Annotated in this window: 13 protein-coding genes; 10 read left to right on the top strand and 3 right to left on the bottom strand. The window is 60.5% G+C overall.

What is annotated here, in order from left to right; genetic code table 11:
• Window positions 1-2: 2 nt before the first annotated feature.
• Both CAG02_RS08600 and CAG02_RS08595 read left to right on the top strand, forming a co-directional pair.
• Window positions 3-1208, top strand: a complete 1206-nt coding sequence (locus tag CAG02_RS08600; RefSeq protein WP_085712831.1) for an aminotransferase class V-fold PLP-dependent enzyme — start codon at window positions 3-5, stop codon at window positions 1206-1208.
• Complete coding sequence (locus tag CAG02_RS08595; RefSeq protein WP_085712830.1) at window positions 1205-1609, top strand: SufE family protein; 405 nt, start codon at window positions 1205-1207, stop codon at window positions 1607-1609. The genes CAG02_RS08600 and CAG02_RS08595 overlap by 4 nt, the downstream gene beginning before the upstream one ends.
• An 88-nt stretch (window positions 1610-1697) precedes the next feature.
• Here CAG02_RS08595 and tcdA read toward each other — a convergent pair whose 3' ends face one another.
• A complete protein-coding gene (gene tcdA / locus CAG02_RS08590; RefSeq protein WP_085702578.1) occupies window positions 1698-2516 on the bottom strand; it encodes a tRNA cyclic N6-threonylcarbamoyladenosine(37) synthase TcdA in 819 nt (272 codons plus the stop codon).
• A 273-nt stretch (window positions 2517-2789) separates the two neighbouring features.
• Here tcdA and CAG02_RS08585 point away from each other — a divergent pair, with 273 nt between their 5' ends.
• The 4 genes from CAG02_RS08585 to CAG02_RS08570 all read left to right on the top strand — a co-directional run bounded on the left by CAG02_RS08585 (window position 2790) and on the right by CAG02_RS08570 (window position 8007).
• The gene (locus CAG02_RS08585; RefSeq protein ID WP_085712829.1) at window positions 2790-5381 is read left to right on the top strand and encodes a glycosyltransferase; all 2592 of its coding nucleotides are present in this window, start codon (window positions 2790-2792) and stop codon (window positions 5379-5381) included.
• 212 nt (window positions 5382-5593) lie between these two features.
• Window positions 5594-6745 carry a succinyl-diaminopimelate desuccinylase gene (gene dapE, locus CAG02_RS08580; RefSeq protein WP_085712828.1) on the top strand — a complete coding sequence of 384 codons (1152 nt, stop codon included), beginning with the start codon at window positions 5594-5596 and terminating at the stop codon, window positions 6743-6745.
• Window positions 6745-7554 (top strand): putative RNA methyltransferase, encoded by an 810-nt coding sequence (locus tag CAG02_RS08575; protein ID WP_085712827.1) that lies wholly within the window; start codon window positions 6745-6747, stop codon window positions 7552-7554. The genes dapE and CAG02_RS08575 overlap by 1 nt, the downstream gene beginning before the upstream one ends.
• A gap of 75 nt (window positions 7555-7629) precedes the next feature.
• On the top strand, window positions 7630-8007 hold the full coding sequence (locus CAG02_RS08570) for a hypothetical protein (protein ID WP_007954752.1): 378 nt from the start codon (window positions 7630-7632) through the stop codon (window positions 8005-8007).
• 135 nt (window positions 8008-8142) lie between these two features.
• Here CAG02_RS08570 and CAG02_RS08565 read toward each other — a convergent pair whose 3' ends face one another.
• Window positions 8143-8352 carry a cold-shock protein gene (locus CAG02_RS08565; RefSeq protein WP_085712826.1) on the bottom strand — a complete coding sequence of 70 codons (210 nt, stop codon included), beginning with the start codon at window positions 8350-8352 and terminating at the stop codon, window positions 8143-8145.
• Window positions 8353-8589: 237 nt separating this feature from the next.
• On the opposite strand from CAG02_RS08565, the gene plsB reads away from it, so the two are divergent.
• From plsB to CAG02_RS08545, 4 genes are all read left to right on the top strand, one after another.
• On the top strand, window positions 8590-11088 hold the full coding sequence (plsB, locus tag CAG02_RS08560; protein WP_085712825.1) for a glycerol-3-phosphate 1-O-acyltransferase PlsB: 2499 nt from the start codon (window positions 8590-8592) through the stop codon (window positions 11086-11088).
• 92 nt (window positions 11089-11180) lie between these two features.
• Window positions 11181-11867, top strand: a complete 687-nt coding sequence (locus CAG02_RS08555) for a hypothetical protein (protein WP_085712824.1) — start codon at window positions 11181-11183, stop codon at window positions 11865-11867.
• 45 nt (window positions 11868-11912) lie between these two features.
• Window positions 11913-12311: a YbaY family lipoprotein gene (locus CAG02_RS08550; protein WP_085697316.1), complete on the top strand. Its 399-nt coding sequence runs from the start codon at window positions 11913-11915 to the stop codon at window positions 12309-12311.
• 25 nt (window positions 12312-12336) lie between these two features.
• A complete protein-coding gene (locus CAG02_RS08545) occupies window positions 12337-13026 on the top strand; it encodes a DUF4197 domain-containing protein (RefSeq protein ID WP_085712823.1) in 690 nt (229 codons plus the stop codon).
• On the opposite strand, the gene CAG02_RS08540 is transcribed toward CAG02_RS08545, so the two are convergent.
• Entirely contained in the window at window positions 13023-14414 is a 1392-nt protein-coding gene (locus CAG02_RS08540; RefSeq protein ID WP_085712822.1) for a Fic family protein, read from the bottom strand. The two genes, CAG02_RS08545 and CAG02_RS08540, sit on opposite strands and share 4 nt — an antisense overlap.
• Window positions 14415-14761: the final 347 nt, after the last annotated feature.

Below are 14761 nucleotides of genomic sequence, written 5' to 3'. Positions count from 1 at the left end.
ACATGATGATTCCCTCCCCCTGGCGTGCCGATTTCCCGGCCATCGCCGCCCTGCAACGGCAAGACCAGACCTATCTGGACAATGCCGCCACCACGCAAAAACCCCAGGCCCTGCTCGACGCGCTGGCGCATTACTACGCCAACGGCGCGGCCAACGTGCACCGTGCCCAGCACTTGCCCGGCGCCCATGCCACGCAGGCGTTCGAGGACAGTCGCCTGAAGGTCGCCCAGTGGCTGAATGCCGGTGACAGCGGGCAGATCATCTTCACCCACGGCGCCACCAGTGCGCTGAATCTCCTGGCTTATGGCCTGGAACATCTTTTCCATCCGGGCGATGAAATTGTCATCAGCGCCCTGGAGCATCACGCCAACCTGCTGCCATGGCAGCAACTGGCACAACGTCGCGACCTGAAACTGGTGATCCTGCCGCTGGACCATGACGGTGTGATCGACCTCGCCTCCGCCGTTCACCTGATCGGTCCGCGCACCCGTCTGCTGGCGGTCAGCCAGTTGTCCAATGTGCTCGGCGCCTGGCAACCCTTGCCAGCCCTGCTGGCGATGGCCAAGGCGCAAAACGCGCTGACGGTGGTTGATGGCGCCCAAGGCGTGGTCCACGGCCGGCATGACGTGCAGGTTCTGGGGTGCGACTTTTATGTGTTTTCCAGCCACAAGCTGTACGGCCCCGATGGCCTCGGCGTGCTGTTCGGGCGCAACGAAGCGCTCGAGCAACTGCGGCCGTGGCAGTTCGGCGGCGAAATGGTGCTGGAAGCCAATTATCACGAATCCCGTTTCCGCCCTGCTCCGCTGGGCTTCGAAGCCGGAACGCCGCCGATTGCCAGTGTGATCGGCCTCGGTGCGACCCTCGACTACCTCGCGGGGCTGGATCTGGACGCCGTGTCCGCCCACGAAGCCGCGCTGCACGATTACCTGTTGCGTGGCCTCGCCGCTCGCAATGGCATTCGCCTGCTGGGCAAGCCGCAACTGGCGCTGGCCAGTTTTGTCGTCGAAGACGTGCACAACGCCGATCTCGCACACTTGCTGACCGAACAAGGCATCGCCGTGCGTGCCGGTCACCACTGCGCGATGCCGTTGCTCAAGCGTTTCGAACTGGCCGGAGCGATTCGTGTGTCGCTGGCGCTATACAACGACTCCGAAGATCTGGAGCGTTTCTTTGAAGCGCTGGATCAGGCGCTGGAGTTGTTGCGATGAGCCTGCCGGTCGAGGCCGCCGAAGCCCTGCAAACCTTTCAGAACGCCGCCGGCTGGGAACAACGGGCGCGGTTGCTGATGCAGTTTGGTGATCGCCTGCCGTCGTTGAGCGATGCGGACAAGTGCGAGGCCAACCGGGTGCATGGCTGTGAAAGTCAGGTGTGGCTGGTCGGCGAGTTGCGCGATGGCCACTGGCAGTTCGCGGCGAGCAGCGATGCGCGGATGATTCGCGGGTTGGTGGCGTTGTTGCTGTTGCGGGTCAACGGCTTGAATGCCGAAGAATTGCAGCAGGTGGATCTGCCGGACTGGTTCAATCAACTGGGGTTGTCGCGACAGCTGTCGCCATCGCGCAGCAATGGCTTGAATGCCGTGCTCAAGCGGATGAATGAGTTGGCTGGTTAATCGCTTTCGCGAGCAAGCTCGCTCCCACATGTGAATGCATTCCAATGTGGGAGCGAGCCTGCTCGCGAAGAGGCCTTAAGGCGCCACATCAAGCCTGAGGCTTGACCCGATCCGCCGGACGCCGGACGCCCGCGACAATCTTGTCCACCGCCTTGGTCGCCGCAACCATGCCGAACGTCGCCGTTACCATCATCACCGCGCCAAACCCGCCGGCGCAGTCCAGCTTCACACCGTCGCCGACAAAACTCTTCTGCAGGCAAATGCTGCCGTCCGGTTTCGGATAGCGCAGCTGTTCGGTGGAGAACACGCACGGCACGCTGTAGTGACGGGTCACGGTGCGCGAAAAGCCATAGTCGCGGCGCAATGTCGAGCGCACTTTCGAAGCCAGTGGATCGTTGAAGGTGCGGTTGAGGTCGCAGACCTGAATCAACGTCGGATCGATCTGCCCGCCGGCACCGCCGGTGGTGATGATCTGGATCTTGCGGCGCTTGCACCAGGCGATCAGTGCGGCCTTGGCGTTGACCGCATCGATGCAGTCGATCACGCAGTCGATGTTCGGTGTGATGTATTCGGCCATGGTGTCGCGGGTGACGAAGTCCGCCACGGCGTGCACTTTGCAGTCCGGGTTGATACCGCGCAGACGCTCCGCCATCACTTCGACCTTGGGTTTGCCGACGGTGCTGTCCAACGCGTGCAACTGGCGGTTGGCGTTGCTGACGCAGACATCGTCGAGGTCGAACAGGGAAATCTCGCCCACCCCGCAACGGGCCATGGCTTCCGCCGCCCAGGAACCGACGCCGCCAACGCCGACAATCGCCACGTGGGCGGCGCGCAGACGCTCCATCCCTTCAATGCCATACAAACGGGCGATGCCTGCAAACCGCGGATCTTCTGTACTCATGACCATTACCCCAAAAACCGGCGCGCATTATAGGGCCGTCGGCGGCCAAGAGCACCTTTGCGCTATGAACGGCGAACCTGCCTGCTTTAATTAAAGCTGCACGTAACAAAGTTTTGCCTTACATGCTGAAACGAAAGAACTTAAGTCGGGTTGGATTGCCCAACGTCCGGCATTTCCCTGTCTGTTGTAGGACTCGGCGAACTGCCGGTGTAGGATGCGCGCCCTCAGGCGTCAACCAACCGACCCTTCGTTCCACAGACCTTGGAACCCGACACAGCTATGTCATCGCGTAAATTTGGACTCAACCTGGTGGTGGTTCTGGCAATCGCCGCCCTGTTCACCGGTTTCTGGGCGCTGATCAACCGCCCCGTCTCCGCGCCGAACTGGCCGGAGCAGATCTCCGGTTTCTCCTATTCACCGTTCCAGCAAGGACAGTTCCCGCAGAAGGATCAGTATCCGACTGACGACGAAATGCGCCGCGACCTGGAGATCATGAGCAAGCTGACGGACAACATCCGCATCTACTCGGTCGACGGTTCCCTGCAAGACATCCCGAAACTGGCTGAAGAGTTCGGCCTGCGCGTGACCCTGGGGATCTGGATCAGCCCCGACCAGGAACGCAACGAGCGGGAGATCGCTAAAGCTATCGAGTTGGCCAATTCCTCGCGCAGTGTGGTTCGCGTGGTAGTTGGCAACGAAGCATTGTTCCGGGAGGAAATCACGCCTGAGGCACTGATCGTCCTGCTGGATCGTGTCCGTGCTGCGGTGAAGGTGCCGGTCACCACCTCCGAACAATGGCACATCTGGGAGAAATACCCGCAACTGGCCAAGCACGTCGATCTGATCGCCGCACACATCCTGCCTTACTGGGAATTCATTCCGGTGGACAAGGCCGGGCAGTTCGTTTTCGACCGTGCCCGTGACCTGAAAAAGATGTTCCCGAAAAAGCCGCTGCTGCTGTCCGAAGTGGGCTGGCCGAGCAACGGCCGCATGCGCGGTGGCGCCGATGCGTCGCCGGCGGATCAGGCAATCTACCTGCGCACGCTGGTCAACAAACTCAACCGCCAGGGCTTCAACTACTTCGTGATCGAAGCGTTTGACCAGCCGTGGAAGGCCAGCGACGAAGGTTCGGTCGGCGCCTACTGGGGCGTGTTCAACGCCGCGCGCCAACAGAAATTCAACTTCGAAGGCCCGGTGGTGGCGATCCCGCAATGGCGCGTGCTGGCCATCGGTTCGGTGGTGCTGGCGCTATTGTCGCTGACCCTGCTGATGATCGACGGCTCGGCCCTACGCCAGCGTGGCCGTACCTTCCTGACCTTTATCGCGTTCCTGTGCGGTTCGGTACTGGTGTGGATCGGTTACGACTACAGTCAGCAATACAGCACGTGGTTCAGCCTGACGGTGGGCTTCCTGCTGGCGCTCGGTGCGCTCGGGGTGTTCATCGTGCTGCTGACCGAGGCCCACGAACTGGCCGAAGCGGTGTGGATTCACAAGCGTCGCCGTGAATTCCTGCCGGTGGTCGGCGATTCGGACTATCGCCCGAAAGTCTCGATCCACGTGCCCTGCTACAACGAGCCGCCGGAGATGGTCAAACAGACCCTCAACGCCCTGGCCAACCTCGACTATCCGGACTTCGAAGTCCTGATCATCGACAACAACACCAAGGACCCGGCGGTCTGGGAGCCGGTGCGCGACTACTGCGAAACCCTCGGCCCGCGTTTCAAGTTCTTCCACGTTTCGCCCCTGGCCGGCTTCAAGGGCGGTGCGCTGAACTACCTGATCCCGCACACCGCCAAGGACGCCGAAGTGATCGCGGTGATCGACTCCGACTACTGCGTGCACCCGAACTGGCTCAAGCACATGGTGCCGCACTTCGCCGATCCGAAAATCGCCGTGGTGCAGTCGCCGCAGGACTACCGCGACCAGAACGAAAGCACCTTCAAGAAGCTCTGCTACGCCGAATACAAAGGCTTCTTCCACATCGGCATGGTCACCCGCAACGACCGCGACGCGATCATCCAGCACGGCACCATGACCATGACCCGGCGTTCGGTTCTGGAAGAGCTGGGCTGGGCCGACTGGTGCATCTGTGAAGACGCCGAACTCGGTCTGCGTGTATTCGAGAAAGGCCTGTCGGCGGCGTATTACCACGACAGTTACGGCAAGGGTCTGATGCCGGACACCTTTATCGACTTCAAAAAGCAGCGTTTCCGCTGGGCCTACGGCGCGATCCAGATCATCAAGCGTCACACCCGCAGCCTGCTGCGCGGCAAGGACACCGAGCTGACTCGCGGCCAGCGTTACCACTTCCTCGCGGGCTGGCTGCCGTGGGTGGCGGACGGCATGAACATCTTCTTCACTGTCGGCGCGTTGCTGTGGTCGGCGGCGATGATCATCGTGCCGCAACGGGTCGACCCGCCGTTGCTGATTTTCGCAATCCCGCCGCTGGCGCTGTTCGTGTTCAAGGTCGGCAAGATCATCTTCCTCTACCGTCGCGCCGTGGGCGTGAACCTCAAGGATGCGTTCTGCGCGGCACTGGCCGGCCTGGCGTTGTCGCACACCATCGCCAAAGCGGTGCTTTACGGCTTCTTCACCAGTAGCATTCCGTTCTTCCGCACCCCGAAAAACGCCGACAACCACGGCTTTTGGGTGGCGATTTCCGAGGCCCGGGAAGAGCTGTTCATCATGTTGCTGTTGTGGGGCGCGGCGCTGGGGATTTACCTGGTGCAGGGCATTCCGAGCAACGACATGCGTTTCTGGGTGGCGATGCTGCTGGTGCAGTCGCTGCCGTACGTGGCGGCGCTGATCATGGCGTTCCTGTCGTCGCTGCCGAAACCTTCGGCGGCGCCTGAACCGGCACCTGTCGTCTAATTCCTCGACGAAGCACTAAACGGCGGCCAATGGTCGCCGTTTTGCTTTAAGATAACCGCCATTTTGCAGGGCCAAGGCCCCGATGGCCTGCCACCAGACCTGTGGGAGCGAGCTTGCTCGCGATGAGTCCGTCACATTCAACATTTATGTTGAACAGGACATCGTCATCGCGAGCAAGCTCGCTCCCACATTTACAGCATCCGGAGTTTTCCATGACGGCCCACGCCGACCTTTCGCCGACCCTCCAACTCGCCATCGACCTGATCCGCCGTCCGTCCGTGACGCCGGTCGACGCCGATTGCCAGAAGCAGATGATGCAGCGCCTGGGCGATGCCGGCTTCACCCTCGAGCCGATGCGCATCGAAGATGTGGATAATTTCTGGGCGACTCACGGCAAGAACGACGGCCCGGTGCTGTGCTTCGCCGGTCACACCGATGTGGTGCCGACCGGCCCGGTGACTGCCTGGCAGATCGACCCGTTCAACGCGGTGATCGACGAACACGGCATGCTCTGCGGCCGTGGCGCGGCGGACATGAAAGGCAGTCTGGCTTCGATGACTGTGGCAGCCGCGCGCTTCGTCGCCGACTACCCGGATCACAAGGGCAAGGTCGCGTTCCTGATCACCAGCGACGAAGAAGGCCCGGCCCATCACGGCACCAAGGCTGTGGTCGAGCGTCTGGCAGCCCGTAACGAGCGTCTGGACTGGTGCATCGTCGGTGAACCGTCGAGCACCACGCTGGTGGGCGACGTGGTGAAGAACGGTCGTCGCGGCTCCCTCGGCGCCAAACTGACCGTGCGCGGTGTGCAGGGCCACGTGGCTTATCCGCACCTGGCGAAGAACCCGATCCACCTCGCCGCTCCGGCCTTGGCCGAGCTGGCCGCCGAGCACTGGGATCACGGCAACGACTTCTTCCCGCCGACCAGTTTCCAGATTTCCAACGTCAATTCCGGCACCGGCGCCACCAACGTGATTCCGGGCGATCTGGTGGCGTTGTTCAACTTCCGTTTCTCCACCGAATCGACCGTCGAAGGCCTGCAGAAGCGCGTCGCCGACATCCTCGACAAGCACGGTCTGGACTGGCACATCGACTGGGCGCTGTCCGGTCTGCCGTTCCTCACCGAGCCGGGCGCGCTGCTCGACGCGGTGTCGTCGAGCATCAAGCAGATCACCGGCCGCGAGACCAAGGCGTCCACCAGCGGCGGTACTTCCGATGGCCGTTTCATCGCCACCATGGGTACGCAGGTTGTTGAACTGGGCCCGGTCAACGCGACCATCCACCAGGTCAACGAGCGCGTGCTGGCGGCCGATCTCGACGTGCTGACCGAGATCTACTACCAGACCTTGATCAAGTTGCTCGCCTGATGCTCGCGTGCCCGATCTGCAGTGAACCGCTGAACGCGGTGGACAACGGCGTGGTCTGCCCCGCCGGCCACCGCTTCGACCGTGCGCGTCAGGGTTACCTGAACCTGTTGCCGGTGCAGCACAAGAACAGCCGCGATCCCGGCGACAATCAGGCGATGGTCGAGGCCCGCCGCGACTTTCTGAATGCCGGGCATTACGCGCCGGTGGCCAAACGTCTGGCGGAGCTGGCGGCCAGTTATGCGCCGGCCCGTTGGGTCGATATCGGTTGTGGCGAGGGTTATTACACCGCACAGATCGCCGAGGCCTTGCCGGATGCCGACGGTTACGCGCTGGACATCTCGAAGGAAGCGGTCAAACGCGCCTGCAAACGCAATCCTTCGCTGACGTGGTTGATTGCGAGCATGGCCCGGGTGCCATTGGCCTCCGGCAGCTGCCAGTTTCTGGCCAGTGTCTTCAGTCCGCTGGACTGGGAAGAAGCCAAGCGTCTGCTCAGCGTTGGCGGCGGCCTGATGAAAGTCGGCCCGACCAGCGGCCATTTGATGGAACTGCGCGAACGCCTGTACGACGAAGTGCGCGAATACACCGACGACAAGCATCTGGCCCTGGTGCCGGAAGGCATGACGCTGGCGCACAGTGAAACCCTGGAATTCAAGCTGACGCTGGACAAGCCCGAGGATCGCGCCAACCTGCTGGCGATGACACCCCACGGCTGGCGCGCCAGTGCCGAGCGCCGCGCGGCGGTCATCGAACAGCCTGAGCCGTTCGTGACCACTGTCTCGATGCGCTACGATTATTTCGTTCTTCAATAACTTTTGGTCTCGGGCAACGACCCGGGGCCGGCTAAATCCGCGAATGGATTTTTCAGACCCGCAGTGAGGACATCCATGCGCCAACCGGACATCGAGATTTACCTGAAAGACGCCGACGTCGACCACAAGGCCATTTCCGCCTGGCTGGGCGCCGCCCTTGGCCCGTGCAGCGACTGGGTACAGAAAGGCCAGACTTACAAGTGCAAGGCCGGCAACATCCCGGTGACCTGGCTGCCGAAAGCCGTGGGCAAGTGGAACAGCCTGTACCTGGAAAGCGACCAGACGCCATGGGACGACGACATCGCCTGCGCCCGCGCAGCCTTTGCCGCGCTGAACGTTGAGGTGCGCTGCGCGCCGGGGACGTGGGTCGAGGAAGAAGGTGAGGAAACGGCGGATCGCTGGATTCGCATCAGCGCCGATGGTGAAGAAGAAATCACCTGGAAAACTGCGTAACAGACAATGCACAAAGCCTGTGGGAGCGAGCTTGCTCGCGATTGCGGTCGGACATTCAACATCAATGTTGACTGAAAGGGCCCCATCGCGAGCAAGCTCGCTCCCACAGTGTTTTTGGTGTTCTGAAGATTTGCGTTACAGGCCTACAACATCCTCGGCCTGCAACCCCTTCTGCCCTTCCACCACCGCGTATTCAACCTGCTGACCTTCGTTCAGCGAACGGTGGCCTTCGCCGCGGATCGCGCGGTAGTGCACGAACACGTCCACCCCGTCTTCGCGCTGAATGAAGCCGTAGCCCTTGGCATCGTTGAACCACTTCACGTTGCCGGTTTCACGTGTTGCCATCTGTTCATACTCCTTTTTTATTATTGAACAGGCTTTTCGCAGGAAAGCCTTTGCGGAACGTCAGCCTGCGTCCGACGTCCATAAAAGGGCCCCGGCGACAGACCGCCGAGTATATGACAGGCGGCAAAACTCTCAACAGGAGTTTACTTCGCCGCTTTTTTGCCGATTTTCGAGTAATCCGGCAAACTGTCGACCGCCCGAGCAAACGCTCGGTTTATCCACTCACGCAGAAGCCGTATGACCCGTTCCCCGTTCCGCCGTCTTGTGTTTGGCACCTTGCGCCGACTGTTGTATCTCTGGGTTCGCTCCGAGACGATCAACCAGTCGTCGTTCACCCTCAACCTCGACCGCAGTCGTCCGGTGTTCTACGTCCTGCAAAACCCATCGCTGACTGATCTGGCGGTGGTCGACACCGAGTGCACCAAGGCCGGTCTGCCGCGCCCGGTGCTGCCGGTGTCCGTGGGTTCGCTGATCGAACCGGCGGCGTTCTTCTACCTGACGCCGGACCCGGACTGGCTCGGCCGCCAGGACAAACGCGGCGCACCGCCGACCCTGACCCGACTGGTCAGCGCCCTCACCCAGAACGCCGCAGAAGATGCGCAGATCATTCCAGTCAGCGTGTTCTGGGGCCAGTCGCCGGACAGCGAAAACAGTCCGTGGAAACTGCTGTTCGCCGACAGCTGGGCCGTCACCGGGCGTCTGCGTCGGCTGCTGAGCATCATGATTCTGGGGCGCAAGACCCGCGTGCAGTTCTCCGCGCCGATCCACCTGCGCGAGCTGATCGAGCACAACAAGGGTCACGAGCGTACCGTGCGCATGGCCCAGCGGATCCTGCGGGTGCACTTTCGCAACCTCAAGGCTGCAGTGATCGGCCCGGACATCTCCCACCGCCGTAACCTGGTCAAAGGCCTGCTCAACCAGCCGCTGGTCAAGCAAGCGATCCTCGACGAAGCCGAACGCGAAAACATTTCCCCGGAAAAAGCCAAGGCCCAGGCCCTGCGCTACGGCAACGAGATCGCCTCGGACTACACCTACACCGCGATCCGTTTTCTGGAAGTGGTGCTGAGCTGGTTCTGGAACAAGATCTACGACGGGATCAAGGTCAACCACATCGAAGGCGTGCAGAAGGTCGCCCAGGGTCACGAAGTGATCTACGTGCCGTGCCACCGCAGCCACATCGACTATCTGCTGCTGTCGTACTTGCTGTTCCGCAACGGCCTGACCCCGCCGCACATCGCCGCCGGGATCAACCTCAACATGCCGGTGATCGGCAGCCTGCTGCGTCGTGGCGGTGCGTTCTTCATGCGCCGCACGTTCAAGGGCAATCCGCTCTATACGTCGGTGTTCAACGAATACCTGCATACCCTGTTCACCAAAGGCTTCCCGGTCGAATACTTCGTCGAAGGCGGCCGCTCGCGTACCGGGCGCATGCTGCAACCGAAAACCGGGATGCTGGCGATCACCATGCGCAGCTTTCTGCGGTCCTCGCGGATGCCGATCGTGTTCGTGCCGGTGTACATCGGCTACGAGCGCGTGCTTGAAGGGCGGACTTACCTCGGCGAACTGCGTGGCGCGAGCAAGAAGAAAGAATCGATCTTCGACATCTTCAAAGTCATCGGCGCGCTCAAGCAGCGTTTCGGCCAGGTGGCGGTGAACTTCGGTGAACCGATCAAACTGGCGGAATTCCTCGACAGCGAACAACCAGGCTGGCGCCAGCAGGAGCTGGGCCCGCAGTTCAAGCCGGCGTGGCTTAACGAAACCACCAATCGCCTTGGCGAGAAAGTCGCGCAGCACCTGAACGAAGCGGCGGCGATCAACCCGGTCAACCTGGTGGCGCTGGCGCTGCTGTCCACCACCCGCCTGGCACTGGATGACCGGGCCATGGCGCGGGTGCTGGATCTGTATCTGGCGCTGTTGCGCAAGGTTCCGTACTCGCCGCACACCACCCTGCCGGAAGGCGATGGCCGGGCGTTGATCGAACACGTGAAGGACATGGATCTGCTGTCCGAGCAGAACGATGCGCTGGGCAAGATTCTCTATCTGGACGAGCAGAACGCCGTCCTGATGACCTATTACCGCAACAACGTGCTGCACATCTTCGCCCTGCCGGCGTTGCTGGCAAGTTTCTTCCAGAGCACTTCGCGCATGAGCCGCGAGCAGATCCTGCGCTATACCCGAGCGCTGTATCCGTACCTGCAATCGGAGCTGTTCATCCGTTGGACCCTGGACGAACTAGATGCGGTGATCGACCAGTGGCTGGAGGCGTTCGTCGAACAAGGCCTGCTGCGCTTCGAGAAAGACGTGTATCTGCGCCCGGCACCGAGCTCGCGGCATTTCGTGCTGCTGACCCTGCTGTCGAAGAGCATCGCCCAGACCCTGCAACGCTTCTACATGACCGTGTCGTTGTTGCTCAACGCCGGCCAGAACACCATCAGCGCCGAAGAACTGGAAGACCTGTGCACGGTCATGGCCCAGCGCCTGTCGATCCTGCATGGCCTGAACGCACCGGAGTTCTTCGACAAGAGCCTGTTCCGCCACTTCATCCAGACGATGCTCGATCTTGACGTGCTGCGTCGCGACGAAGCGGGCAAGTTGAGTTATCACGAACTGCTTGGAGAACTGGCCGAAGGCGCGGCGAAACGGGTACTGCCGGCGGAGATTCGATTGTCGATCCGTCAGGTGGCGCTACATCGCAGTGAGGATGCGGCGGAAACTGCAACCTCGCCGACTTCCTGAAACTTGAGGACAACTAACCGGAAGACTGGATCGTTTTCCGGTTAGTTGTTTTATGAATTAATGGGCTCTTTTCAATCGATAAGGAAATCGATATGAGCCAGTTGAATGAATCACCCCAGACCATCAATGTAACGTTCAGCCTTCCACCCGAGTTCATCGCCCCTCTCGACGGAAACAATGAAACCGTCGTCGATGTTCAACTGATCAGTACCGTGCAAACGACAAGCGTCAAACACTGGCGACATCCCTCCATCGTCGACGGCCAGTGGAACTTCCGGTTCCCGCACCGACACAGTGAAGTCAGCGTCAAATACCGCGTCACCATCCAGTTGTTTCACAATGGACAACCCTTGCTGCTGGAGCAGGAACATTTCGTCATTGTTCATCAGGCGCCCCATCGCCAGACGCTGCATCTGAGTCCGATCGGTTACTTGTACGTTGAAGTGCAGGAACCCGAAATGATTCCCCCCGAACAGGCAATCACCATCAGCCTGCATGAAAACGAAAGTCCCGATGTCGAACTGGCGCGCGTTTCCCACGATGAGGAAACTGCCACTTCGTTTTATCTTGAATATGATCCGGAGCATGTGGTGCCGGGCAAACGCTATGCACTTACCGGCATAGAAAACAGATACCACCAACGGCTTTCCGTATTTCCTGAAGCTATCGAACTTGTACCTGTGACACGTCCGGCCCGATCGCGCCTGTTGCGGGTCATCGATCAGTGGCTGAATGCACCGTTACGTTTGTTCACTGACTCACCTTCCAAAATCCGCTAGATTTCTCTGGGCGCCCCTCTGGCGCCCAAGTCTTTTGAGGTCCCCATGAAAAAACTTTCTCTTCTCGCCGCCGCCACCTTGTTGAGCGCTTGCCAGTCCACCACACCGAGCGGTAAAGCGAGCCTGGACGGCGAAGTGTTCTACCTGCAACGCATCGCCCTGCCGCCCAGCGCGACCTTGAGTGTGAGCCTGCAGGACGTTTCGCTGGCCGATGCGCCGGCTGTCGTGCTCGACGAACAGAAAGGCCCGATCAAGGGACAAGTGCCGCTGCCGTTCCATTTGAGCTACGATCCGGCCCAGGTCAAACCCGGCCACCGCTACTCGGTCAGCGCACGCATCGAAGTCAACGGCGAGTTGATGTTCATCACCACCGAAAACCATGCCGTGCAGCTTGATGGCAAGGATCCGCAGCCGCTGAAGATCCGCGTCGACGCCGCCCGCTAACGCTCTTATGAACAAGGAAGCCTTGATGCTCCGCCCTACCCTTCGCTTCGCCGGCCTGTGTGCGGGCCTGATGATCTCCGCCAGCGCCATGGCCCTGTCCCTCAGCGACCTGTCGCAAGGCGACGCCACCGGCGGTCTCAAGGATGCCCTGACCCAGGGCGCGCAACTGGCCGTCAAACAACTCGGCACGCCGGGTGGTTTCAGCAACAACCCGGACGTAAAAATCGAACTGCCGGGCAAACTCGGCAAAGTCGCCGGCAAGATGAAAGCGTTCGGCATGGGCGCCCAGGTCGATGAACTGGAAACCGCCATGAACAAGGCGGCAGAAACCGCCGTGACACAGGCCCAGCCGATCCTGGTCGACGCCGTGAAGAAAATGAGCGTGGCCGACGCCAAAGGCATCCTCAGCGGTGGCAACGACTCCGCCACCCAATACCTGGACAAATCCAGCCGCGAACAGATCCGCGCCAAGTTCCTGCCGATCGTCAAACAGGCGACCGACAAGGTAGGCGTGGCGCAGAAGTACAACTCCTTCGCCGGCCAGGCTGCGACACTGGGCGTGGTGGACGCGAAGAGCGCGAACATCGAAAGCTACGTGACCGAACAAGCGCTGAACGGCCTGTTCGAGATGATCGGCAAACAGGAAGAAACCATCCGCAAGAACCCGGCCGCTGCTGCGACGAGTCTGGCAAAGAAGGTGTTCGGCAGCCTCTAGGCCAACGCTGCACGGGAGCGAGACAACTCGCTCCCGTCCTTCAACACACTGGCTGGACTGCGTAAAAAGAACACCCACTCGCTGCCCATTTTCCTTTTCTCGAAGACCTGCAATTCGACCAGTCCATTCAGGGCTGACATCGCGGTGCTGCAACAGCAACCCAAGTGTTCCCTCACGTTGCTCGCCGTAAACTCCTTCGCCACTCCGCTCTTGGCCACCTGATACAGCGCCCGCTGCCTTGGCGTCAGCCGCTCGAAAAAACCCGACGCCATCAGCCAGCGCTCAAAGTCTTCCGTGTACGCCAGGCTTTTGCGGTAGACATCCGTGAAGCGACTGACTGCACGCTGAATCACCGAACACTGAAACTCGATGAAATACGTCAGATCCAGCTCATCGGCCTCGCTATGCAAATACGACCGCCCGTACTTCACCGGCGCATTGCGCAGCAAAGGACTGATCGCAATGTAGCGAAAGGCCGAAAACTCGTGCTTGAACATGAACCAGTAGAACAACGCCCTCGCAACCCGTCCGTTGCCATCGCGAAACGGATGTTCGTAGCCCAGAGAAAAATGCAGCGTGATCGCCTTGATCAACGGGTGCAGATAGTCTTTTCCTTGAGGTGAACCGAGTGGCTGATTGATCCAGCGCACGAGCCTCTGCAACCGCATCACCAGCCCGACAGCGGGCGGCGGTGTATGCACCGTGTTGCCCTCGCCATCCTGTACCACCACTTCATCGTTCGTCCTGAAAAAACCGGGACTGTATTGCGCATCATCGATCCCCTCGACGCCCACCCGATGCATTGCCGCAATCAAGTCGACGCTCAAAGGTTGGTAACGGTTTTCCCAGGCGAAATTCATCATCCTGTAATTGCCCATGACCATGCGCTCATCCGGCGTGCGCGGCTGCCGTTGATACTTGAGCATGTCCTTGGCAACTCGCGTGGTGGTGGCCGCACCTTCCAACTGGCTGCTGGCGATCACTTCGTCTTCGATCAGATCATTGAGCAAATAACTGAAATGCGCCCGCTCGCCGATCTGCCCGGTCATGCATTCCAGCGAGGCACAAATCGTCTGCTGATCGACGACCGAAAGGGTTTTCCGTGCCGATGGCGTCAGCAAATACTTGCCCCACTGCGACGGCTCGCCCAACGGCAAGAGATTGATGTACTGCGCAGCCCTCGCCTTCTTCACCAACGCCCAACACAAACGAGCGTCCAGCCCCGGCGCCCAGCGATAGCGCAAATCCTCAAAAGGCAAATAACGCCCCCGATCATCGAGAGGCTTGAGCAGCGCCAGATAGTCCACCAGATGCTGCTTGTGCGGCGCCCGCGCCAACAAGTCGAACACCGGATCGGACCGTCCTTTCAATACTGGCGGCTTCTTCATGAAAAACCTCTCGATCACTCATAAAAACAGAGAACCGAGTACAACACCCAGACCGAACCGCCTCAATATCAGAGATTTCTGAAAAAGCTGTAGGAGACACCGCAGCCCATAGCCCATAGCCCATAGCCCATAGCCCATAGCCCATAGCCCATAGCCCATAGCCACTCAAACACGATGAGCGTTAGCTCGAGTACCGCTTTTGACGTGCCGGCCCCATCGGCAGGCTGAGTGGAGGGATTTATCCGGGGGGAGGCGCGAAGCGCCGTTCGACGAAGTCGAACACATCGAGAGGAGGTGCAGCGAAGCAAACCGGAGGCGATGCCCCCGGATAAATCCCGGAGCGAAGG

The organism is Pseudomonas sp. R43(2017) (assembly GCF_002112345.1).
In the GTDB taxonomy this organism is placed as follows: Bacteria; Pseudomonadota; Gammaproteobacteria; order Pseudomonadales; family Pseudomonadaceae; genus Aquipseudomonas; species Aquipseudomonas kribbensis.
Note: the sequence above shows the minus strand (reverse complement) of the source record. Positions and strands in the feature narration are given on the sequence as shown.